This is a genomic window from Streptomyces sp. SAS_272 (assembly GCF_052543235.1).
The window spans coordinates 25,973-49,937 of sequence record NZ_JBMNDR010000058.1; the positions used below are offsets into that span (position 1 = coordinate 25,973).

General features: G+C 69.8%; 16 protein-coding genes. 11 read left to right on the forward strand and 5 right to left on the reverse strand.

Going from position 1 to position 23,965, the window contains the following annotated elements:
- Nucleotides 1-408: 408 nt before the first annotated feature.
- From ngcE to ACN6LD_RS28255, 9 genes are all read left to right on the forward strand, one after another.
- Nucleotides 409-1,947, forward strand: a complete 1,539-nt coding sequence (ngcE, locus tag ACN6LD_RS28215) for an N-acetylglucosamine/diacetylchitobiose ABC transporter substrate-binding protein (RefSeq protein ID WP_445044677.1) — start codon at nt 409-411, stop codon at nt 1,945-1,947.
- Between the two features lie 44 nt (nt 1,948-1,991).
- Complete coding sequence (locus ACN6LD_RS28220) at nt 1,992-2,918, forward strand: carbohydrate ABC transporter permease (protein WP_319187932.1); 927 nt, start codon at nt 1,992-1,994, stop codon at nt 2,916-2,918.
- 2 nt (nt 2,919-2,920) lie between these two features.
- Nucleotides 2,921-3,853, forward strand: coding sequence for a carbohydrate ABC transporter permease (locus ACN6LD_RS28225; protein WP_319187934.1), 933 nt, complete (start codon nt 2,921-2,923; stop codon nt 3,851-3,853).
- 701 nt (nt 3,854-4,554) lie between these two features.
- Nucleotides 4,555-5,754: an ROK family transcriptional regulator gene (locus ACN6LD_RS28230; protein WP_057575706.1), complete on the forward strand. Its 1,200-nt coding sequence runs from the start codon at nt 4,555-4,557 to the stop codon at nt 5,752-5,754.
- A gap of 134 nt (nt 5,755-5,888) precedes the next feature.
- A complete protein-coding gene (locus ACN6LD_RS28235; RefSeq protein WP_319187936.1) occupies nt 5,889-6,977 on the forward strand; it encodes a sugar ABC transporter substrate-binding protein in 1,089 nt (362 codons plus the stop codon).
- A 313-nt stretch (nt 6,978-7,290) separates the two neighbouring features.
- On the forward strand, nt 7,291-8,082 hold the full coding sequence (locus tag ACN6LD_RS28240; protein ID WP_319187938.1) for an ATP-binding cassette domain-containing protein: 792 nt from the start codon (nt 7,291-7,293) through the stop codon (nt 8,080-8,082).
- Nucleotides 8,079-9,452, forward strand: coding sequence for a sugar ABC transporter permease (locus tag ACN6LD_RS28245; protein ID WP_319187940.1), 1,374 nt, complete (start codon nt 8,079-8,081; stop codon nt 9,450-9,452). Before ACN6LD_RS28240 ends, ACN6LD_RS28245 begins: the two co-directional genes overlap by 4 nt.
- A gap of 202 nt (nt 9,453-9,654) precedes the next feature.
- The gene (gene dxs, locus ACN6LD_RS28250; protein WP_319187949.1) at nt 9,655-11,574 is read left to right on the forward strand and encodes a 1-deoxy-D-xylulose-5-phosphate synthase; all 1,920 of its coding nucleotides are present in this window, start codon (nt 9,655-9,657) and stop codon (nt 11,572-11,574) included.
- Between the two features lie 157 nt (nt 11,575-11,731).
- A complete protein-coding gene (locus ACN6LD_RS28255) occupies nt 11,732-13,252 on the forward strand; it encodes an amino acid permease (RefSeq protein ID WP_319187942.1) in 1,521 nt (506 codons plus the stop codon).
- A 250-nt stretch (nt 13,253-13,502) separates the two neighbouring features.
- Here ACN6LD_RS28255 and ACN6LD_RS28260 read toward each other — a convergent pair whose 3' ends face one another.
- A complete protein-coding gene (locus ACN6LD_RS28260; RefSeq protein ID WP_445044678.1) occupies nt 13,503-13,883 on the reverse strand; it encodes an NTP pyrophosphohydrolase in 381 nt (126 codons plus the stop codon).
- Nucleotides 13,884-14,092: 209 nt separating this feature from the next.
- Between ACN6LD_RS28260 and ACN6LD_RS28265 the strand changes: the two genes are divergently transcribed.
- Both ACN6LD_RS28265 and ACN6LD_RS28270 read left to right on the forward strand, forming a co-directional pair.
- The gene (locus ACN6LD_RS28265) at nt 14,093-15,109 is read left to right on the forward strand and encodes a PLL family lectin (protein WP_319198428.1); all 1,017 of its coding nucleotides are present in this window, start codon (nt 14,093-14,095) and stop codon (nt 15,107-15,109) included.
- Between the two features lie 683 nt (nt 15,110-15,792).
- Nucleotides 15,793-16,350 (forward strand): DUF3291 domain-containing protein, encoded by a 558-nt coding sequence (locus ACN6LD_RS28270; RefSeq protein ID WP_319197068.1) that lies wholly within the window; start codon nt 15,793-15,795, stop codon nt 16,348-16,350.
- 548 nt (nt 16,351-16,898) lie between these two features.
- Here ACN6LD_RS28270 and ACN6LD_RS28275 read toward each other — a convergent pair.
- The 4 genes from ACN6LD_RS28275 to ACN6LD_RS28290 form a co-directional block, all read right to left on the reverse strand.
- On the reverse strand, nt 16,899-19,031 hold the full coding sequence (locus ACN6LD_RS28275) for a 3-hydroxyacyl-CoA dehydrogenase NAD-binding domain-containing protein (protein WP_445044679.1): 2,133 nt from the start codon (nt 19,029-19,031) through the stop codon (nt 16,899-16,901).
- Nucleotides 19,028-20,248, reverse strand: a complete 1,221-nt coding sequence (locus tag ACN6LD_RS28280; protein ID WP_319197064.1) for a thiolase family protein — start codon at nt 20,246-20,248, stop codon at nt 19,028-19,030. Before ACN6LD_RS28280 ends, ACN6LD_RS28275 begins: the two co-directional genes overlap by 4 nt.
- Nucleotides 20,249-20,405: 157 nt before the next feature.
- Nucleotides 20,406-21,443, reverse strand: a complete 1,038-nt coding sequence (locus tag ACN6LD_RS28285) for a LacI family DNA-binding transcriptional regulator (RefSeq protein WP_445044680.1) — start codon at nt 21,441-21,443, stop codon at nt 20,406-20,408.
- Nucleotides 21,440-23,866 (reverse strand): glycoside hydrolase family 2 protein, encoded by a 2,427-nt coding sequence (locus tag ACN6LD_RS28290; protein WP_445044681.1) that lies wholly within the window; start codon nt 23,864-23,866, stop codon nt 21,440-21,442. The genes ACN6LD_RS28285 and ACN6LD_RS28290 overlap by 4 nt, the downstream gene beginning before the upstream one ends.
- Between the last annotated feature and the right edge of the window lie 99 nt (nt 23,867-23,965).

Below are 23,965 nucleotides of genomic sequence, written 5' to 3' on the forward strand. Positions count from 1 at the left end.
CGTGAGCATCCTCCCGCCTGCGGACAACGCTCCGGACAACGTTGTCCTCCTGCCGCGCAGGAATCAGTAGGGGGTCAAGTGGACAGTGATGTCAAGGTTGTTGGTTGCGCCGAACGGGGTTCATATCGTGCAATTTTCCGGCAAGGCGTCCAGCAGCCGTTCATATTTCCGTGAGGTCTCAACTCGGAAAAGACCCAAGGCCGACCTTGCATTCGATCTTGCCCCGTCGGTAAGGAATGGACTATACCTGTCGGCACTCGTCGTCGAGTCCGTCGAGTCTGTCGAGTCCGCCGAATCCGTCGAGACCTTCGCGCCACGTTCCATCCGTACGATCCTGCTTGACCTGACCGCGGTGCCGGGAAGGATCCGGTTCACCGCCTGAGTCCTGGAGAAGGCGAGGACCTGAGCATGGGATCCCCCTCCGAGAGCAACGGTTCCATGAGCCACGGTTTTGAGACGCACGGTTTTGAGACGCACGGCTCCGAGATCACCGGCTTCGGTACAAGCGGTTACGCGAACGACGGCTCCACGGGTGTCGGCCGCAGGGAGCTGTTGAGGAGAGTGGCGGCGCTCGGTCTGGTCTCCGTTCCGTCGATGGGTTTCCTGTCCGCCTGTGCCAGCAGCGGCGGAGGCGACGAGGACAAGGCCAAGGCGGGAAAGAAGACCGGGAAGAACCCTCTCGCGGTCAACGAGACGGCTCAGATGGAATTCGTCGTTTTCGACGGTGGTTTCGGCAAGGAGTACGCCGAGGACGCCGTGAAGATCTACGAGAAGAACCTCCCGAAGGCGAAGGTGAAGTTCTCGGCCACTCAGAAGATCCAGTCGACGCTGCAGCCCCGGTTCAACCAGGGCACCCCGCCGGACCTGATCGACAACTCCGGCGCAGAGCAGATGGACATGGGCGTCCTGGTCGGCAAGAACCAGCTCGCCGATCTCACCCCGCTGCTGGACGCGCCGTCGTACGACGATCCGGGCAAGAAGGTGCGCGACACCCTGCGTCCCGGCATCGTCGAGATGGGCCAGTTCGACGGCGACCCGGTCTGGATCATGTACTACGCCTACACGGTCTACGGCGTGTGGTACTCGCAGAAGGCCCTGGACTCGCTCGACGCCACGTACCCGCAGACCTGGGACGAGATGCTCGCGGTCTGCGAGAAGGCGAAGAAGAAGGGCATCGCAGGCTGGACATACGCGGGCAAATACCCGTACTACCTTCCCTTCTCGCTGTACGCGATGATCGGCAAGGTGGGTGGTCGCGAGGTTCTCGACGCCATCGACAACCTGGAGCCGAACGCCTGGAAGCACCCGGCCGTGAAGGCGTGTTTCGACGCCTATCACGAGCTCTACCAGAAGGGTTACGTCCTCAACGGCACCCCGGGACTGGACCACATCCAGTCGCAGACCGCCTGGGCCAAGGGCAAGGCCCTGTTCCTCCCGAACGGCTCCTGGGTGGAGAACGAGTCGGCGAACGTCATCCCCGCCGACTTCGGCCTGGCGGTCTCCGCGCCCACCGGCATCGACTCCTCCGACAAGATGCCCTTCGGCACCATCTGGGCCTCCGGAGGCGAGCCGTTCGTCGTCCCGGCGAGGGCGAGGAACGCCCCCGGCGGCATGGAGCAGTTGCGCATCATGCTCAGCGAGGGGTCCTCGAAGAACTTCACCTCCAAGGTCAAGTCGCTGACCGCCTACAACGGCGGCACCGACGGCATCACCCTCACCCCCGGCCTCAAGTCCGGCGTGGCCGCGCTCGAGAAGTCGGGCGACAACGTGGTGAATCCACGGCTGCAGGACTGGTACGTCCAGTTGCAGAAGGAGAAGATCGGGGTGTCCGGACTCGGCGAGATGATGGCCGGCCGGCTGACCCCGGCCGAGGCGATCAAGAAAATCCAGGGATACGCCGACGAGGCTGCCAAGGACACGTCGATCAAGCATTACCGGCATCAGTGACGGCGAGCATCACGGCGAAGCATCCATAAAGCACCGGAGTGGCGATGCAGCACGGCAAGTACCGGTTCATCGTGGGGTTCCTGGCGGCGCCCCTGGGACTGTACGCGCTCTTCGTGGTGTGGCCGTTCGTCCAGTCGATCTACTACTCGTTCACGGACTGGACCGGCCTGAGCCCCGAATTCAAGACCGTCGGCCTGGACAATTACCGGAGGATGCTGGACGACGAGATCTTCTGGAAGTCCCTTCAGCACAGTCTGCTGTTCGCGCTCGTGCTGCCCCTGGTGACGATCGGTCTGGCGCTGTTCTTCGCCTTCATGATCAATATCGGTGGACGCAGAAGGAAGGGGGGTCCGGTGGTCTCGGGCGTCCGGGGCTCCTCCTTCTACAAGATCGTGTATTTCTTTCCGCAGGTGTTGTCGATCGCCATCGTCGCGCTGCTGTTCGCCTTCGCGTACAACCCGGACAGCGGCGCGATCAACTCGTTCTTCCGCGGCGTCGGGCTGGACGGCCTCCAGCCCCTCTGGCTCGGCGATCCGGACCTCGCCCTGTGGTGCGTCATGGCGGTGCTCGTCTGGTCCACGGTCGGCTTCTTCGTGGTGCTGTTCTCGGCGGGCATGGCGTCCATCCCGGCCGATCTGTACGAGGCCGCCCTGCTGGACGGCGCGAACCGGGCCACGACCTTCTTCCGCATCACCCTGCCGCTGCTGTGGGACACGGTGCAGTCGGGCTGGGTCTACATGGGCATCCTCGCGCTCGGCGCCGAGTCGTTCGCGGTCGTGCAGATCATGACGACCGGACCGGGCGGCCCCGACTACTCGACCACCGTGATGGTCCTGTACGTCTACCAGAAGGCGTTCCGGGACGGTCAGGCCGCCTACGCCACCACCATCGGGGTCGCCCTGCTCGTCGTGACGCTGGCCTTCGCCGCGGTCGTGATGCGGCTCGGACGACGCGAGCGGCTGGAGTACTGACGATGAAGACGACCGAAAGCCCCGCGCCCCTGCCGGCCGAGTCCGGCTCCGGCGTCGTCGTCACCATGGTCGACGTGCCGTCCGGGAGAGCGCCCGCCAAGGAGAAACCGGAAGGAAACGTCCTCAACGTCTTTTCTCATGGTGTTCTGGTCATCTGGGCGGTCATGGTCGTGCTGCCGCTGCTCTGGGCGGTGATGACCTCCTTCAAGGACGACAGCTCCATCTTCGGTTCGCCCTGGTCGCTGCCCGACCGGCTGCACTTCGACAACTGGTCGCGGGCCTGGACCGAGGCGAACATGGGCGACTACTTCCTCAATACCGTCCTGGTGGTGGGGGGTTCACTCGTCGGCACGCTGGCGCTCGGCTCCATGGCGGCCTACGTGCTGGCCCGTTTCGACTTTCCGGGCAACCGTTTCATCTACTTTCTGTTCGTCGGGGGCATGAGCTTCCCGATCATGCTGGCGCTGGTGCCGCTGTTCTACGTCGTCAACAACATGGGGCTGCTGAACACCATCCACGGCCTGATCCTCGTCTACATCGCGTACTCGCTGCCGTTCACGGTCTTCTTCCTGACGGCCTTCTTCCGCACGCTGCCCTCGTCGGTCGCGGAGGCGGCCTTCGTGGACGGGGCCTCGCACAGCCGTACGTTCTTCCAGATCATGCTGCCGATGGCCAAGCCCGGCCTGATCAGCGTCGGCATCTTCAATTTTCTGGGCCAGTGGAACCAGTACATGCTGCCGACGGTCCTCAATACGGACCCCGACAAGCGCGTCCTGACCCAGGGCCTGGTGCAACTCGCCGTCAGCCAGGGTTACAAGGGTGACTGGTCCGGCCTTTTCGCCGGCCTGGTGATGGCCATGCTGCCGGTGCTCGCCGCCTACATCGTCTTCCAGCGCCAGGTGGTACAGGGCTTGACGGCGGGCGCACTGAAGTAGGGCGCATCGAAGCAGGGCCTCACCCGGAGCGGGACGGCGCAGGACCGCGACCCGATCCCGGACGACGTCCTGCGCTGCGGTGGACGCGCACACCCACCCGCGCCCGAGGCCGGGGTCCCTCGCGGGCGGACGAGTCCCTGGTCCCCCTCCGTGTACCGATGACACCCGGGGTCCACCTCTCCCTCCCGCCGCGTTCCGGCGTGGCCTTGGCGCACACTTCCCTCGAACTGACGCGGTGCCGTTCCGCCGCACCGCAGCCCGACGGGGCGGGGCACTTCCCCGCCGTCTGCGGGGAAGTCCCCCCGGCAGCCTGCGCGAAGCACGCGTCGCGCCCGGGTCCGCCCACTCGGTTCGGCCGACCCGATCAGTCCCCACCCGTTTCTGCCGCGACGCGACCGTCCGACGGTCCCGCCCCAGGGCCCGCCCGCGCCCGGGATGTCACCGGCGCTCGCCCTGCGGCGGCCGTCCAGGCCCGCGTCCCGCACTTCCGCGCGCCTGCGCACAACCCGTTTGCGCAACCCCTCGCGCCCACCCTGACACTGTCCGTTACCGATCGTTTCGCCACGGTCCGTGTCTCTCTGCAACCGGGCGGATACTGTTCAACCTCTTGACGGGAGGCAACGCGAACGGCTCAGCTTAGAGTTCACTAGTTGGACATAGACGGGGTCTCATCGATGCGGCCCCGCGCGCAGGAGGTCGTCGTGGAGACTCCGGGGTCGCAGTCGTCGCTGCACCGAGCCAACCTGGAGCGGGTCGTACGCGCCGTGCGTCTGGCCGGATCCCTCACACAGGCGGAGATCGCCCGGGCGACCGGCCTCTCGGCCGCGACCGTCTCCAACATCGTGCGCGAGTTGAAGGACGGCGGCACGGTGGAGGTGACGCCCACCTCGGCCGGTGGGCGAAGGGCCCGCAGCGTCAGTCTGAGCGGCGATGCCGGCATCGTCATAGGGGTCGATTTCGGGCACACGCACCTGCGGGTGGCCGTGGGCAACCTGGCCCATCAGGTCCTCGCGGAGGAGTCCGAGCCGCTGGACGTCGACGCCTCGTCGACGCAGGGCTTCGACCGGGCGGAACAGCTGGTCAGCCGGTTGATCGAGGCCACCGGGGTGGACCGCGCGAAGATCGCGGGAGTCGGCCTGGGCGTGCCCGGGCCGATCGATCTCGAGTCCGGCACGCTCGGCTCGTCCGCCATCCTGCCCGGCTGGATCGGCACCAGGCCCGCGGAGGAGATGAGGGGCCGGCTCGGCGTGCCCGTGCACGTGGACAACGACGCCAACCTCGGGGCCCTCGGCGAGATGGTCTGGGGCAGCGGCCGGGGCGTGCGCGACCTCGCCTACATCAAGGTCGCGAGCGGTGTCGGAGCCGGCCTGGTGATCGAGGGGAAGATCTACCGCGGGCCCGGCGGAACCGCAGGAGAAATCGGGCATATTACACTTGACGAGTCCGGCCCGGTCTGCCGCTGCGGGAACCGGGGCTGCCTGGAGACCTTCGCGGCCGCGCGCTATGTGCTCCCGCTCCTCCAGTCCAGCCACGGCACCGATCTGACGATGGAAGGCGTGGTGCGGCTGGCCAGGGACGGTGATCCGGGCTGCCGTCGGGTGATCGCCGACGTCGGCCGACACGTCGGCAGTGGAGTGGCCAATCTCTGCAATCTGCTGAACCCGAGCCGGGTGGTCCTGGGCGGTGATCTCGCCGAGGCGGGAGAGCTGGTGCTCGGTCCGATAAGGGAGTCCGTCGGCCGCTATGCGATCCCGAGTGCGGCGCGTCAACTCTCCGTTCTCCCGGGGGCACTTGGGGGCCGTGCGGAGGTGCTCGGAGCGCTCGCTCTCGCACTGAGCGAGATGGGCGATTCGACCCTTTTGGACGGTACCCTGACCGCGGCGACACCTGCCTTCACTTAGAGAACGAATGACGCCGTTGCCATCTCGTTAAGTATTTACTTCTTGACGCCGAACTTGCGGCCGAGTTGACTTCGAGCCACCTCGGCCGCAGCGCTGCGGCCCTGTCAGGGAGGCACACCCCAATGAACGCAACGATGCGTAGAGTCGTGATCGGCGCCACCGCCGTGTCCATGGCGCTGTCGATTGCCGCGTGCGGCAAGGCGGGCGACGACAAGGCCAGCGACTCCGGCAGCAGCAGCTCGGGCGACAAGTCCATCGGCCTGCTGCTTCCCGACAGCGTCACCGCGCGGTACGAGAAGTTCGACAAGCCGTACTTCGACGCCAAGGTCAAGGCGCTCTGCTCCGACTGCAAGCTCGAGTACGCCAACGCCGCGGCCGACCCGGCCAAGCAGGCGCAGCAGGTCAGCAGCATGGTCACCAAGGGCGTGAAGGTCATCGTGATCTCCGCCCAGGACTCCGCCGCGATCAAGTCCTCGATCCAGTCCGCGGTCGACAAGGGCGTCAAGGTCGTGGCGTACGACCGTCTCGCCCAGGGCCCGGTCAGCGCGTACGTCTCCTTCGACAACGTCAAGGTCGGCGAGCTCCAGGGCCAGGCCCTGCTCGACGCCCTCGGCGCGAAGGCGACCCCCACCTCCAAGATCGTCATGATCAACGGTGACGACGCCGACCCGAACGCCGGCCAGTTCAAGCAGGGCGCGCACAAGGTCCTCGACGGCAAGGTCGACATCGCCTACGAGCAGTCCGGCCTGTGGAAGGACACCGTCGCCGCCCAGAAGATGTCCGCGGCCATCACCCAGCTGGGCGCCAAGAACATCGCGGGCGTCTACGCGGCCAACGACGGCATGGCCGGTGGCATCGCCAACACCCTCAAGGGCGCGAAGATCAGCGGCATCCCGCTGACCGGCCAGGACGCGGAGCTCGCGGGCATCCAGCGCATCGTCGCCGGCACCCAGTCCTCCACCGTCTACAAGGCCTTCAAGCCGGAGGCCGAGGCCGCCGCCCAGCTCGCGGTCGACCTGCTCAACGGCAAGGACATCAAGGGCGCCGCCTCCGAGACGCTCACCAGCGGCTCCGGCGACAAGGTTCCCTCGCAGCTGCTGACCCCGGTGTCGGTCACCAAGGCCAACATCAAGGACACGGTCGTCAAGGACGGTCTCTACACCGTCGCCGACATCTGCACCGCCGAGTACGCCGCCGCCTGCAAGGCCGCCGGCCTCCAGTAGCGGCTCCCGGTCCCGAGGGCCCCGCCCGGGCCGCGCCGCACACAAGCGCCGCTTCCCGGAACCGGCCCTCGGCGCCGACCGCCCCGCGGTCCCCGTGAGACCTGTCCGACGCCCGCCCCACCTTCACACCCCGCTGCCGGGGAGGGCGTCGGACGGAACCTTGCCCAGTGTGACAACCGTTGCCAAGCGCAGCGGATTCACGCATGTTCATCTTGTAAACCTCGTGCGTCGACGTCGCGCCCCGCGCCGTCGTCCACATCCCTCCGCGCCTGTCTTTGCGCGCGGCATCCCCGCCGGTCAGGCGGCGAAGGAGATGGTTCACGTGTCCGCTACGCCCGTGCTGGCGTTGCGCGGAGTCTCCAAGCGATTCGGTGCGGTGCAGGCACTCACCGACGTCGAGCTGGAGGTCCACGCCGGAGAAGTGGTCGCCCTGGTGGGCGACAACGGCGCAGGGAAGTCGACCCTGGTCAAGACGATCGCAGGTGTCCACCCCATCGATGAGGGCGTCATCGAGTGGGAGGGCCGGCCGGTCAGCATCGACAAGCCGCACGACGCCCAGGGACTCGGCGTCGCGACGGTCTACCAGGACCTCGCGCTGTGCGACAACCTCGACGTGGTCGGCAATCTGTACCTCGGACGGGAGCTGCTGCGCCGCGGCGTCATCGACGAGGTGTCGATGGAGAAGAACGCCCGCGAGCTGCTCTCCACGCTCTCCATCCGCATCCCGAGCGTCCGCATCCCGATCGCGAGCCTGTCGGGCGGTCAGCGCCAGGTCGTCGCGATCGCCCGTGCGCTGATCGGCGAGCCGAAGGTCGTCATCCTCGACGAGCCCACCGCGGCGCTCGGCGTCGAGCAGACGGCGCAGGTCCTCGACCTGGTCGAGCGGCTGCGCGAGCGCAACCTCGGCGTCATCCTCATCAGCCACAACATGGCCGACGTCAAGGCGGTCGCGGACACCGTCGCCGTCCTGCGTCTGGGCAAGAACAACGGCTCCTTCCCCGTGAAGGACACCAGCCACGAAGAGATCATCGCCGCGATCACCGGTGCCACGGACAACGCCGTGACCCGTCGTGCGGGGCGTCGCACCGCGGAGGCGGCCAAGTGAGCGACACGTCGAAGACCGTGAAGAGCGACTCCACAGAGCCCGGGAAGGCCGAGACGGGCACCAAGCTCGAGAAGACCCAGGGCGTCGTCGAGGACCAGACGACCGTCGCGCCCGCCGACGACCCGACGGCCGCGCCCGTCTCCGTCGTCGACCCGCGGCTGCTGGTCCGCGAGGAGGGCCTCAAGGGCTACGTCACCGAGTTCAAGCGCAAGGTCAAGAGCGGCGAGCTCGGCCAGCTCCCGGTCGTCCTCGGCCTCATCGTCATCTGGACGATCTTCCAGCTGAAGAACGACCGCTTCCTCAGCGCCGACAACCTCTCCAACATCAGTTACTTCCTGTCGGCCACCGGCATGCTCGCCATCGGCCTGGTGTTCGTGCTGCTGCTCGGCGAGATCGACCTGTCGGTCGGCTCCGTCAGCGGTCTGGCGTCCGCGGTCTTCGCCGTGTTCGTGGTGGACCACAGCATGAACCCATGGCTCGCGCTCGTGCTGACCGTCCTCACGGGCATCGCCATCGGCGCCCTGCACGGATGGTTCTTCGCGAAGATCGGCGTACCGGCCTTCGTGGTCACCCTGGCCGGTCTCCTCGCCTGGAACGGCCTGATGCTGTGGTTGCTCGGCTCCAACGGCACGATCAACCTGCCGTCGGACACCGGCCCGATCCACCTGCTCGGCCAGAACTCCTTCTTCATGGACCAGGCCATCATCGGGGCCTACCTGCTGGCCGGCCTGGCCGTCGTGCTGTCCCTGGTCGGCAACTTCGGTGAGCAGCGCCGGCGCCGGGCCGCGGGCGTCCCGCACCGCGCGACCGGTGAGATCCTGCTGCGCGTGGGCGCTCTCGCCGCCGCGGCGTTCGTCTCCGCCGCGGTGCTGAACAACGCCTCCGGCGTCTCCAACGCGCTGGTCATCTTCCTGGCCGCGCTGGTGATCGTGGACTTCGTGCTGCGTCGCACCACGTACGGCCGCAAGGTGTTCGCGGTCGGCGGCGGCATCGAGGCGGCCCGCCGGGCCGGCATCAACGTGCCGATGGTCCGGATCACCGTGTTCGCCATCTCCGGCGGTTTCGCAGCGGTCGGCGGCATGTTCTTCGCCGGTCAGACGGCGGGCGCGTCGCTGAGCGCCGGCGCCGGCGACACTCTGATGCTCGCCATCGCGGCGGCCGTCATCGGCGGCACCAGCCTCTTCGGCGGCCGCGGCACCGTCTGGTCCGCCCTGCTGGGCATGCTGGTCATCCAGTCCATCCGGACCGGTCTCGACCTGCTGAACATGAACACCTCGATCCAGTACATGATCACCGGTGGTGTTCTGCTCGGCGCGGTCGTCATCGACTCGGTGTCCCGCAAGAGCCAGAAGGCGGCCGGCCGAGGCTAGTCCCTCCGTACGACCGTACGACCCCCTGTGCCCGGCGTCCGTTCAGACGCCGGGCACAGTCGTGTCATGGGAACGGTGAATCGTGGGTACGGCCGTTCGGGTGACGTATGACGCACGGGCCGGAGTCCGGCCGCCCCGGCGGAACATTAGACTCGACAAGCCCGGCAACAGCTCGATCAGCTTTTACTGCAAGGAGGCACGGGTGCCGCTGCTGACCCGCATCAGGGGACCGCGCGATCTGGACCGGCTCAGCCTGGAAGAGCTGGACCAGCTGGCAGGGGAGATCCGCACCTTCCTCGTGGACGCCGTCTCCAAGACCGGCGGCCACCTCGGCCCCAACCTCGGCGTGGTCGAGCTCACCCTCGCCCTGCACAGGGTCTTCGAGTCGCCCAAGGACAAGGTCCTGTGGGACACCGGACACCAGTCCTACGTGCACAAACTGCTCACCGGCCGGCAGGACTTCTCCCGGCTGAAGATGAAGGGCGGCCTGTCCGGCTACCCCTCGCAGGCCGAGTCCGAGCACGACGTCATCGAGAACAGCCACGCCTCCACGGTGCTCGGCTGGGCCGACGGAATCGCCAAGGCCAACCAGATCCTCGACCGCGACAGCCATGTCGTGGCGGTCATCGGCGACGGCGCGCTCACCGGCGGCATGGCCTGGGAGGCCCTGAACAACATCGCCGACGGGGACCGCCCGCTGGTCATCGTCGTCAACGACAACGAGCGCTCGTACGCGCCGACCATCGGCGGCCTCGCCAACCACCTCGCCACCCTGCGCACGACGGACGGCTACGAGCGTTTCCTGGCCCGCGGGAAGGACCTCCTCGAGCGGACGCCCGTCGTCGGCAAGCCGCTCTACGAGACCCTGCACGGCGCCAAGAAGGGCCTGAAGGACTTCATCGCCCCCCAGGGCATGTTCGAGGACCTCGGCCTGAAGTACGTCGGACCGATCGACGGCCACGACATCGAGGCGCTGGAGTCCGCGCTGGCCCGCGCCAAGCGCTTCGGCGGCCCCGTGATCGTGCACTGCCTCACCGAGAAGGGCCGCGGCTACCAGCCCGCCCTCCAGGACGAGGCCGACCGCTTCCACGCCGTCGGCAAGATCCACCCCGACACCGGTCTGCCGATCGCCACCTCCGGCGCCGACTGGACGTCCGTCTTCGGCGACGAGATGGTCAGACTCGGCGAGGAGCGCACGGACATCGTCGCGATCACCGCCGCCATGCTCCAGCCGGTCGGCCTCGACAAGTTCGCCAAGGCCTTCCCGGACCGCGTCTACGACGTCGGCATCGCCGAGCAGCACGGCGCGGTCTCCGCCGCGGGCCTGGCCCACGGCGGGGTGCATCCGGTGTTCGCGGTGTACGCCACATTCCTCAACCGTGCCTTCGACCAGGTCCTCATGGATGTCGCCCTCCACAAGTGCGGTGTGACCTTCGTACTGGACCGGGCAGGCGTCACCGGCACCGACGGCGCCTCCCACAACGGCATGTGGGACATGTCGATCCTCCAGGTCGTCCCCGGCCTGCGGCTCGCCGCCCCGCGCGACGCCGACCAGGTCCGCGCCCAGCTGCGCGAGGCCGTCGCCGTAGACGACGCGCCGACCGTCGTCCGCTTCTCCAAGGGCGCCGTCGGCCCCGCGGTGCCCGCCGTGGGCCGCGTCGGCGGCATGGACGTGCTGCGCGAGAGCGGCACCGACACCCCCGACGTGCTGCTCGTCTCCGTGGGCGCGCTCGCCCCGATGTGCCTGGAGATCGCGACCCTCCTCGACCGGCAGGGCATCACCACCACGGTCGTCGACCCGCGCTGGGTCAAGCCCGTCGACGAGGCCATGGCCCCGCTCGCCGAGCGGCACCGCGTGGTCGTCACCGTCGAGGACAACTCCCGCGTCGGCGGCGTCGGATCGGCCGTCGCCCAGTCCCTGCGCGACGCCGGAGTCGACGTCCCGCTGCGCGACTTCGGCATCCCGCCCCGCTTCCTCGACCACGCCTCCCGCGCCGAGGTCATGGCCGAGATCGGCCTCACCGCGCCCGACATCGCGCGGCAGGTCACCGGCCTCGTCTCCAAGCTCGACGGACGGTACGGCAGCGCGGCGGCCGAGTCCGTGGAGCCCGCCCGCGACTGACGTAGGCGCAGGCGACCCGAGCCGCCCGGATGGACCGGTTCCACCACTGTGAAGAGTGGTGGAACCGGTCCATTCGCGTTAACCGGCCCGCGGCGGGGCATACGGTCTACGCCCCCTCTCGATCATGTCGAGGACGACACAGCGTGGGAGGTACCCCGTGAGCAGCACCCTCTTCCGGACGAAGAAGGTCGAGCAGTCCATCCTCGATACCGAGGAGCCAGAACACGCGCTCAAGAAATCCTTGTCCGCGCTCGACCTGACCGTCTTCGGCGTCGGCGTCATCATCGGCACCGGCATCTTCGTCCTCACCGGCACGGTCGCCAAGAACAACGCCGGCCCGGCCGTGGCCCTGGCCTTCGTGGTGGCCGGGGTCGTCTGCGCGCTCGCCGCGCTCTGCTACGCCGAGTTCGCCTCCACCGTCCCGGTGGCGGGCTCCGCCTACACCTTCTCGTACGCCTCCCTCGGCGAACTGCCCGCCTGGATCATCGGCTGGGACCTGGTCCTGGAGTTCGCGCTCGGCACCGCGGTGGTCGCCGTCGGCTGGTCCGGCTACATCGCCTCCCTGCTGGACAACGCCGGCTGGCACCTCCCGGCGGCACTCGGCAGCCGCGACGGAGCCGACGGCTTCGGCTTCGACATCCTCGCCGCCGCGCTCGTCCTGGTGCTCACCGCCATCCTCGTACTCGGCACCAAGCTCTCCGCGCGCGTGACCTCGATCGTGGTCGCCATCAAGGTGACGGTCGTGCTGACCGTGATCATCGCCGGCGCCTTCTTCATCAAGGGCGACAACTACGACCCGTTCATTCCCAAGGCGCAGGCCGTCGAGGCCGGCGGAGGGCTGAACTCCCCGCTCATCCAGCTGATGTTCGGCTGGGCCCCCTCCAACTTCGGCGTCATGGGCATCTTCACCGCCGCCTCGGTGGTGTTCTTCGCCTTCATCGGCTTCGACGTGGTCGCCACGGCCGCGGAGGAGACCAAGCACCCGCAGCGCGACATGCCCCGCGGCATCATCGGCTCCCTCATCATCTGCACCACGCTGTACGTGCTGGTGTCGGTCGTCGTCACGGGCATGGAGCACTACACCAAGCTGTCCGTCACCGCCCCGCTCGCCGACGCCTTCAAGGCCACCGGGCACCCCTGGTTCGCGGGCTTCATCAGCTTCGGCGCCGCCGTCGGCCTCACCACCGTCTGCATGATCCTGCTGCTGGGCCAGACCCGTGTCTTCTTCGCGATGAGCCGGGACGGACTGCTGCCCCGCTTCTTCTCCCACGTCCACCCGCGCTACAAGACCCCGCACCGGCCCACGATCCTGCTCGGCGGGATCATCGCGATCGTCGCCGGCTTCACCCCGCTGAGCGAACTCGCCGAGCTGGTCAACATCGGCACCCTGTTCGCCTTCGTGGTCGTCGCGATCGGCGTCGTCCTCCTGCGCAGGTCCCGCCCCGACCTGCCGCGGGCCTTCCGCACCCCGTGGGTGCCGTTCGTGCCGATCCTGTCGGTGCTCGCCTCGCTGTGGCTGATGCTCAACCTGCCCGCCGAGACCTGGCTGCGGTTCGGCATCTGGATGGTCATCGGATGCGTCGTCTACTTCCTCTACGGCCGCTCCCACAGCCGCCTCGGACGAGGTGAGGCGTCCACCGCCCCCACCCCGGGCCCCGGCGGCGCCGGCCCCGTGTGACGCACGCCCCCGAGCCCGGCCCCGACGGCGACCGCCCGGGACCGGGCTCGCGGCTGCCCCGCCCCCGCCGTCCGAGCCACCCCGCCCCCGCACGTCCGTGCCCCTACGCCCGGCGGCAGGCGACCATGGGCCGGCGGTCAGCCGCCGTCCTCCTGCGACCGGCCTCGTGCGACCGATGTCGTGCGACCGGCCTCCTGCGACTGGTGTTGTCGTGCGACCGATCTCGTGCGGTGTCCGACCTGCCGTCGGCTCAGCCGCGTACCGCCCGCGGGCCCGTGACGTCCGCGCCGAGGTCCGTCACCCGGCGGCGCAGCTCGCGGTCGGCGGTGACGACCAGACGGCGGCGCCCGGCGGCCTCGGCGACCAGTTCGACGATGCGGTCGTCCCCGCTGCCGGGGGCCGCTTCCACCCGTACGCCGGGGGCCGACTCCACTCCGCGGGCCGTTCCCTCGACGACGAGGACGATGTCCACGGGCCCGGAGTGACCCAAGAGGCCGTCCGCGGCCAGCCGGTCGCGCAACCGCTCCGCCGCGCCTCGCCGGTCCCGCCACCATCCGTCGGGGACCGACCCGACGACGTTCGCGGCGTCGACGATCACGAGCAGCGCGGGCGCGGAGTTGTCGTCGTCCATGCGGACCAGCGTCGCACGGACGGCCCCGCGGACGAGACCCGCTGACGAGACGTGCGAATGCGACCCGCGAACGCGACCCGCGAATGCGACCCGCGGACCAGATCGCCGGACGAGGTCGGCGGACGCGCCTGCTGGAAGCGACCATCGGACGAGATCGGCGGACAGGACCCCCGGCGGGCGACGTCGGGACCCCGGCCTAAAGTGATCGGGTGAACGGCGACTGGCTCATACGCGGCCGCGACGGACGGCTGGCTGTCTATCTGATGTCGGACGACGCCGTCTCGTGCCGTGCGGAACACGTCCCCGGCGGCCCCTGGGAGGCCCCGCGCGGAGTGGGCGGCGACCAGAGACTGCACCAGGTGCTCGCCGTCGGCCAGGGCGCGAACGGCTACGCCCACCTGGCCTCCTGGCGGCCCACCGCGCGGGAGGCGGCGGTGCTGGTGCACTCGACGCACTTCCGGCCCCTGCTCGCTCCGCTGGACTGGGCCCCCGTCGGCCATCCCGACAAGAAGGGCGACCGGACCGGAACGCCCGCCGTCGCCGTGGACGCCCAGGGACGTGCCCATGTCTTCGTCCGCAACACCGGCGCCGGACTGTCCATGGTCGCCCAGAAGGAGAAGGGCGGCTGGGACCCCTGGCGCGACCTGAAGGGGCAGGGCGTCGAGGGACCGCCCGTCGCGGCGGCGGGGACCTCGGGCCGCGTCGAGGCGTTCGCCGCCGGGTCCGACGGTCTCCTGCACTGGCGGCAGGAGGAACCGGGCGCCCAGCCGGTGCTGCAGGAGCCTCTCAAGACGCCCGTCCGGCCCGGCACGCTGCGGGCGCTGGCCACCTCGGCGGAGCACGTCACGCTCTACTACACAGACGACGCCGGCGACCTGTGCGCCTGGCGTTCCGGCTCTGAGCCCGTCGCCCTCCTCGCCGCCGCCGGACCCGGCCCGGTCGCCGCGATCCGCACCCGGCTCGACGGCCACGACTGCACACTGCTCGCCCAGCGCTCCGCGAGCGGCCGCGTCGCGTTCGCCGCCTATCCGACGGAACAGGAGTCGGCCGGCGCCTGGTGGACCGAGTCCGGCCCCCAGCTGCCCGCCGACGCCGGCGTGGCGCTCGCGAAGGACCACGAGGACCGGGTGGTCGCGGCCGCCCTGTCCCCGTCGACCGGCCTGCTGCACCTGACCCGCCGCAAGGACGAGCCGGGCCTGGCCCTCACGGCCTGGCAGACCGTCTGAAGCGCAAGCAACCGCCTCCGCTCCCAGCCTCGGCCCCCTGGCCCGCAGCCCTCGGCCCTCGGCCCCTAGCCTTTGGCCACCAGTCCCCAGTCCCCAGTCCCCGGCCCTGGGCCCCCAGCCCCTGCCGCCTGACCCTGCGTCCCGCCCCTCGGCTTCCTCCCCCCGGCGGCGCGGCGAGGCCGCCTGCGAGTGGCCGGGCAGGGCACAGGGGAGCCGCTTCCCGGTCCAAGGGCATTCCGCGGTGCCGTCGATCCGTTCCGGAGACGTCGACAACGCTGTGCCGCGCCTCGGCCCGCCGGCGTGAGCCGATCCGGCGACACTGCTCATCGGCGGTGGCCGGGCCGATGCGTACCTCCACGACGGCAGGCGGCTCCACCGCCCCAACTCCCGCAGGGACCGGGCCGATGCGTACCTCCACGACGGCAGGCGGCGCCACCGCCTCAACTCCCGCGGGGACCGGGCCGAGAGGCCACTTCGACAGGGAAAACGCAACTTCGACAGGGCACCGGCGGGGCAGCTACCTTCACCTGGCCTTCGGTGGTCGCCGTCGCTCACGGTTGCACAGGGGGTTCCTTCCGGCTGAGCCACCCGCGACGGGCTGAGCCGTCACGCCTGCGAATCCTCGCCCCATGCGTAAGCCACCGAACCGGATCCACACCAGGCCCCCGACCAGGGAGAGACGCATGCCCAGTCTTGCGCTGTACACATTCGGCGTCCTGAAGTCACCTCTCGCCGAACCCGCACCTCTCACCCGCGAGTTCTACGACATCGGTGAGGCCGTCTACCGGAAGATCGGCCGGCACCCCGGGTACCTCGGGCATGCCGAAGCGGCAGACGCTGACCGCGGCACACTCTTCGAGGCGGACTGGGGTGCATGGGGAGAGTTCGCCGTACCGAATTGGTACAGCAAAGGCCGGACGCGGGAGACCACCGCCCTGGCCGCGACCCTCTCACTCTGGACCGACCTGCGATCCGCCTTCGACGCCGTCTACACCGGTCAGCACCGTGACGCGCTGAACAGGCGTTACGACTGGTTCGAGAGGACAGAGCACCCGAATCACGTGTTCTGGTGGGTCCCCGACGGCGTGATGCCCATCTGGCGGGACGGGGTTTCCAGACTGGAGCACCTCCACGACCACGGCTCCGCACCGCACGCGTTCACCTTCCACCGCTCGTTCACCCCGGAAGGAACTCCGGCGAAAGACAGGGAGACCGGGCCGAAGAACGACGAGGTTCACTGACCCGGGGGCCTCGACGACCGGGTTCGCTGTCGAACGCCTCGACCGCATGACGGCGAACAGCCGGCTCGGACAAGCGACTGCCGGCCGGGGCCGGCATGGCGCTGACGCATGCCGATCAGTGGCGAAGCCCGCAGCCCGGTGGAGAACCAGCAGGCGGGCGAGACCCGCTCGCGGTGGGAGGGCGGAGCCGCGGACAGCTCGGTGAACCATGGCTCCGGGATCGAGCGCGGGATTCGCCGCGGCAGGCTCGGCCGGCAGCGACCCACCCGCTCGGGCCGCCGTTCGTCAGGGCGACGGCCCGACGGCAGAGGGCCTCCGCCGTGAGCGGAGGCCCTCTTCACTTCGCCCTGCCCCGGGAACCGGTGACAGGTCGTAAGCCGTTTCTACAATTACTGCCGTTACTGCCGTTACTGCCGTTGCAACCACGCCCTGCCCCCGGAGCCCGGAGCCCGGAGCCCGGAGCCCGGCCTCCGGAGCCCGGTGACGGGTCGTAAGCCGTTACGACGGTTACGCCGCAACAACTCTTACGGCACCTCTTTCGGTAACCGTTACGCCGGCACCGACGCGACACCCGGCGCCAGGAACTTCTTGCCGTTCACCCGCTCGGAGACGCCCGCGCGGTCCAGGTACGGCGTGATGCCGCCCAGGTGGAAGGGCCAGCCGGCGCCGGTGATGAGGCAGAGGTCGACGTCCTGGGCCTCGGCGACGACGCCCTCGTCGAGCATGAGCCCGATCTCCTGTGCCACCGCGTCCAGGACGCGGGCCAGCACCTGCTCCTCGGTCAGGACGCTGTCGCCCTGCTGCAGGAGCGCCGAGACCTCCGGGTCCAGCTCCGGCTTGCCGCTGTCGTAGACGTAGAAGCCGCGCTTGCCCGCCTTGACGACGGCCGCGAGGTTCGGGGACACCGTGAAACGGTCCGGGAACGCGCGGTTGAGCGTTTCCGAGACGTGCAGACCGATCGCGGGGCCGACCAGCTCGAGCAGCACCAGCGGGGACATCGGCAGGCCGAGCGGTTCCACCGCCTTCTCGGTGACCTCGACGGGGGTGCCCTCGTCGATGACGTTCTGCACCTCGCCCATGAAACGGGTGAGAATGCGGTTCACGACGAACGCCGGGGCGTCCTTCACCAGAACCGCCGTCTTCCGCAGCTTCTTGGCGACGGCGAAGGCCGTGGCCAGCGAGGCGTCGTCGGTCTGCTCACCGCGGACGATCTCCAGCAGCGGCAGGATCGCGACCGGGTTGAAGAAGTGGAAGCCCACGACCCGCTCGGGGTTCTTCAGCTTCGACGCCATCTCGGAGACCGACAGCGAGGAGGTGTTCGTCGCGAAGACGGCGTGCGCCGGGGCGACCGCCTCGACCTCCGCGAACACCTGCTGCTTGACACCGATCTCCTCGAACACGGCCTCGATGACGAAGTCCGCGTCGGAGAAGCCCTCGGCCTTGTCCAGCACACCGGACACCAGGGCCTTGAGGCGGTTGGCCTTGTCCTGGTTGACACGGCCCTTGGCGAGCAGCTTGTCGATCTCGGCGTGGACGTAGCCCACGCCCTTGTCGACGCGCTCCTGGTCGATGTCGGTCAGCACGACCGGCACCTCCAGGCGGCGCAGGAACAGCAGCGCGAGCTGCGAGGCCATCAGGCCCGCGCCCACCACGCCGACCTTGGTGACCGGACGGGCCAGGGACTTGTCCGGGGCGCCGGCCGGACGCTTGCCGCGCTTCTGCACCAGGTTGAACGCGTAGATGCCGGAGCGCAGTTCGCCGCCCATGATCAGGTCGGCGAGCGCGACGTCCTCGGCGTCGTAGCCCTGCTGGAGGTCGCCGTTCTTGGCGGCGGCGATGATGTCCAGCGCACGGTAGGCGGCCGGGGCGGCGCCGTGCACCTTGCTGTCCGCGACGAACCGGCCGCGCGCGACGGCCTGGTCCCAGGCCTCGCCGCGGTCGATCACCGGGCGGTCGACGACGATCTCGCCCTTGAGGACGGACGCCGTCCAGATCAGCGACTGCTCCAGGAAGTCGGCGCCCTCGAACAGGGCGTCGGCGATGCCCAGTTCGTAGACCTGCACGCCCTTGAGCTGCTTGTTCTGGTTGAGCGAGTTCTCGATGATCACCGAGACGGCCTTGTCCGCGCCGATCAGGTTCGGCAGCAGGGTGCAGCCGCCCCAGCCGGGGACCAGACCGAGGAAGACCTCGGGCAGCGAGAACGCGGGCAGCGCCGCCGACACGGTGCGGTACCGGCAGTGCAGACCGACCTCGACGCCGCCGCCCATCGCCGCACCGTTGTAGTAGGCGAAGGTCGGGACCGCGAGACCCGCGAAGCGCTTGAAGACCTCGTGGCCCCCCTTGCCGATGGCGAGCGCGTCCTTGTGCTCCTTGAGGAGCTCGACGCCCTTGAGGTCCGCGCCGACGGCGAAGATGAACGGCTTGCCGGTGACGCCGACGCCGACGATCTCACCCGCGGCGGCCTCTTTCTCGACCTGGTCGATCGCGAGGTCGAGGTTGGCGAGGGACTGCGGGCCGAAGGTGGTCGGCTTGGTGTGGTCGAAACCGTTGTCCAGCGTGATCAGGGCGAAGCGCCCCGCGCCGAACGGCAGGTCCAAGTGGCGTACGTGCGCCTGCGTGACGACCTCGTCCGGGAACAGCTCGGCCGCGCCCTTCAGAAGCTCAGCGGTGGTGGTGCTCACTTGTCGCCTCCGTCGAAGTGCGGGTTCTCCCAGATGACCGTCGCGCCCATGCCGAAGCCGACGCACATCGTGGTCAGGCCGTAGCGGACGCCGGGCTGCTCCTCGAACTGGCGGGCCAGCTGCGTCATCAGACGGACGCCGGAGGAGGCGAGCGGGTGGCCGAAGGCGATCGCGCCGCCGTACTGGTTGACGCGCTCGTCGTCGTCGGCGATGCCGTAGTGGTCGAGGAAGGCCAGCACCTGGACGGCGAAGGCCTCGTTGATCTCGAACAGACCGATGTCGGAGATGGACAGACCCGCCTGTGCGAGCGCCTTCTCCGTGGCCGGGATCGGGCCGTAACCCATGACCTCCGGCTCGACGCCCGCGAAGGAGTACGCCACGAGACGCATCTTGACCGGCAGGCCGTTCTCGCGCGCGAAGTCCTCGGAAGCGATCAGGGAAGCGGTTGCGCCGTCGTTCAGACCGGCCGCGTTTCCGGCGGTGACCCGGCCGTGCACACGGAAGGGGGTCTTGAGGCCGGAGAGGTTCTCCAGCGTGGTCCCCGGGCGCATCGGCTCGTCGGCGGTGACCAGGCCCCAGCCCGTCTCACCGGCCTCCGGGTTGGTGCGGCGCACCGAGACCGGCACCAGGTCGGCCTGGATCTTGCCGTTGGCGTACGCCTTGGCGGCCTTCTCCTGCGAGCGCACCGCGTACTCGTCGGCGCGCTGCTTGGTGATCTGGGGGTAGCGGTCGTGCAGGTTCTCCGCGGTCATGCCCATGAACAGGGCGGACTCGTCGACCAGCTTCTCGCTGACGAACCGCGGGTTCGGGTCCACGCCCTCGCCCATCGGGTGGCGGCCCATGTGCTCGACACCGCCCGCGACGGCGACGTCGTACGCGCCGAAGGCCACCGAGCCGGCGACCGAGGTGACGGCCGTCAGGGCGCCCGCGCACATGCGGTCGATGGAGTAGCCGGGGACCGAGGTCGGCAGACCGGCCAGGATGCCGGCGGTGCGGCCGAGGGTCAGGCCCTGGTCGCCGATCTGCGTGGTCGCGGCGATGGCGACCTCGTCGATCTTCGCGGGGTCCAGGCCGGGGTTGCGGCGCAGCAGCTCCCGGATCGCCTTGACGACGAGGTCGTCGGCGCGGGTCTCGTGGTAGATGCCCTTCGGGCCCGCCTTGCCGAACGGGGTACGGACGCCGTCTACGAAGACGACGTCCCTGACGGTACGAGGCACGATGGCTCTCCTCCAGGGTGCGGGGTGGCACTGCTGCGACACGCAAGCGCTGAGCACGCGCTCAGGGCCCATGCTACTTGTGGGTAACGTAGCTGCACACCCCTGCCGGGAGGAGCGGCGAACGTCACACCCGACGAGTCTGCGCGATCACGCCGGTTCAGGCCCGCGGCGGGGCCGTCGACCCCCTCGGCGTGAGCACCGGCGTCGGCACCGGATGCGACCCCGGATCCGACCCCGTGAGCACCCCGAACAGCGTCCGCGCGGCCTCCGCGCCGAATCCGTGCACGTCGTGGCTCATCGCGGAGAGCGTCGGATGGGTGAGCCGGCACAACTGCGAGTCGTCCCAGGCGAGCAGGGAGACGTCACCCGGCACGGCGAGCCCCATCTCGGCCGCCACCGCCAGCCCCGCCACCGCCATGATGTCGTTGTCGTAAACGATTGCGGTGGGGCGGTCCGACGCGGCGGCGGTCAGCATCGACCGGGTGGCCCGCGCCCCCGCCTCCCCGGAGTAGTCCGTCGCGACCTGCCAGGCTCCGGCCAGCCCGAGACGGCGCGCCGCCGCGTCGAACGCGGCCGTCCGCATCACCGTGTGCCCGAGCGAGGCCGCACCCCCGACCCGGGCGATCCGCCGGTGCCCGAGCGCCGCGAGATAGCGCACCGCCTCCGTCACGGCCGTCGCGTCGTCGGTCCACACCGAGGTCAGACCCCCGGTCAGCGACGGATGCCCGACGGCGACCACCGGCATCCCGAGCCGCCCGACCGCCGCCACCCGCGGATCGTCCGCCCCGAAGTCCACCAGGATCGACCCGCCGACCTGACGGCCCCGCCACCACGACTCCTGGAGCACCGCCTCCTCCTCGACGCTGCGCACCAGCCGCAGCAGCAGCGAGCAGGAGTGCTCGCTCAGCACGCTCTCCACCCCGGAGACGAAGTCCATGTAGAACGGCTCGAGGCCCAGCATCCGGGCCGGCCGGCAGATCGCGAGTCCCACCACGTCAACCCGCGAACTCGACAGCGAGCGGGCCGTCAGGTTCGGCTCCCAGCCCAGCTCCCGCGCCGCGGTGAAGATCCGGTCCCGGGTCGCCTCCGACAGCCCCGGCTTGCGGTTGAAGGCGAGCGACACCGCCCCCTTGGACACGCCCGCGCGCGCGGCGACGTCCTTGATGGTGACGCGGGGGGCGGGGGACGCCGTCATGGAGCGGGCTCCTGGCAGTACAGCGCGGCCCGGGCGGCGGCGGCGTCCGGAGTCTCCCAGCCCGTGACCCCGATCGTCACCTGCTCCCCGGGCAGCAGCGTCACGAGCCCCCGGTCGGCCCGCGCCCCCGGGTCCAGCCGGTCGGCCTGGAGCAGCAGGTCCCGCACGAGGGTGCGCGCCGTGACGGTGACGGCTCCCGCGGTCACCTCCACCGCGAACTCGGGCCGCACAAGGGCGATGTCACGGTCGGCGACCGGGAAGTGCACGGCCCGCAGCCGGCCCCCGCCCGCGACCTCTCCCGCGCCCCCGGACGCGTCCGGGGCGGGGAGTCCCCCCGCGTCGGCCACCAGGAACTCCTTCGCCCCGGCCGGCACCAGCTCCACCGGCACCGGCGCCACCCCCACCGACCGCGCGCCGACGGCCAGTTCCAGCGTCGCGGTACCGACGACGTCCCCCTCCACGGTCAGCTTCCGCAGCGACAGCGGGCCCGTCCACGGGTCGGCCGACTGGTTGACGGCGGCCGACACGAGCCGCCCGTCCCGCACCTGCAACGTGAGCAACCGGTCCGCGTACAGCCGCCGCAGCTCGTGGTAGAGCGGCTTCTCCCGCCCGTCCCCGTCGATCGCCGCCCAGGACGTCACCGGCCAGCAGTCGTTGAGCTGCCAGACGATCGTGCCCGCGCACACCGGCCAGTGCGACCGCCAGTGCTCGATCCCGGTCGCCACCGCCCTCGCCTGGTTGACCTGCGTGAGGTAGTGCCACCGGTCGAAGTCGCCCTGCGGAGAAGGGAAATGGCGGGCGAGCCCGCGCTCCAGCTTGCCGTTGCCGTCCTCCGCCTTCTGGTGGTGCAGCATGCCGGGGGAGTCCGCCGCCAGCTCCTCGTCCGGCAGCGCCCGCCGCAGCGTGGCGTGGGCCGGCGGGGCCTGCCAGCCGAACTCGGCCACGAAACGCGGCACTTCACTGCGGTACTCGGCGTAGTCCTGCCGGTTCCACACCTCCCACGAGTGGTGCGTGCCGTGCGCCGGATCGTTCGGATGGCGCTCCCACGACCCCGACCACGGGCTCCCCGCCGTGTACGGCCGCGTCGGATCCAGCTCGCCGACGACTCTGGGGAGCATCCCCAGGTAGTAGCCCTCACCCCAGGAGTCCCCGCCGAGGCGCTCCTCCCAGCCCCAGTCCCGGAAACCCCACAGGTTCTCATTGTTGCCGTTCCACAGCACGAGCGAGGGATGCGGCATCAGCCGTACGACGTTCTCGCGTGCCTCCGCCTCCACCTCCCCCCGCAACGGCTGCTCCTCGGGGTAGGCGGCGCACGCGAACGGGAAGTCCTGCCAGACCAGCAGCCCCAGCTCGTCGCAGGCGTCGTAGAAGTCCTCGCTCTCGTAGATGCCGCCGCCCCACACCCGGACCAGGTCGACCCCCGCGTCGGCAGCCTGTCGCAACCGCTTCCGGTAACGCTTCCGGGTCACCCGGGAGACAAACACGTCGTCCGGGATCCAGTTCACACCCCGCGCGAAGAGCCGCTCCCCGTTGACCACGAGGGTGAACCCGCTGCCGTGCGCATCGGCGGAGGTGTCCAGCCCGACGCTGCGAAAGCCGATCCGCCGCCGCCAGACGTCGAGCGGCGCACTGCCGTGATGCAGCGTCAGTTCGAGGTCGTGCAAGACCTGTTCGCCGTACCCGCGGGGCCACCACAGCTCCGGGTCCGGAACCTCCAGCCGCACGACGCCGTGCGTGCCCATCACCTCGGCACGCGCCCGCCGTCCCCCCACCCGGGCTTCCAGCACCAGCCCCGCCTCCACCCGAGTCCGCTCCACGTCCACCCGCAACTCGACGACGCCGACCCCCCCTTCGACCGTCACCAGCGGGCGCACCCGGGCGAGCCGCGCCGTCGACCAGCGTTCCAGCCGCACCGGCCGCCAGATCCCGGCGGTCACCAACGTGGGCCCCCAGTCCCAGCCGAACGAGCAGGCCATCTTGCGCAGGTACTGGTACGGCTCCGGGTAGGCGCCGGGCCGGTCGCCCACCTTCCCGCGCACGGCCTCCGCCTCGGCGTAGGCGGAGACGAACCGGACGGTCAGCGGACCGCCGAGCCCCGTCACGTCGAAGCGGTACGCGCGGTGCATGTTCCGCACGCGGCCGAGGAGACGACCGTCCACGGTGATCTCGGCGACCGTGTCGAGCCCGTCGAAGACCAGGTCGGTCTGCTCGTGCCCGGACCGCACCGCCGGCAACTGCGTCTCGTACGTCCACTCCCGCCGGCCCACCCACGCGACCTCGGTCTCGGCCCGCCCGAGGAACGGGTCCGGGATCACCCCGGCGGCGAGCAGATCGGTGTGCACACAGCCCGGCACCACGGCCGGCAATGTCCTGCCCTCGTGCCGCAACTGCCATCCGTCGTCGAGTGGTGATGCCTCCAGCATGCGCACTCCCTAAACCGGTCAAGCCCACAATTGAACGCGGTTTCTTCCTCGTTGGCGGGAATCTGACTTTACCGGTTGAGAAAGCGCTGTCAGAGTGCC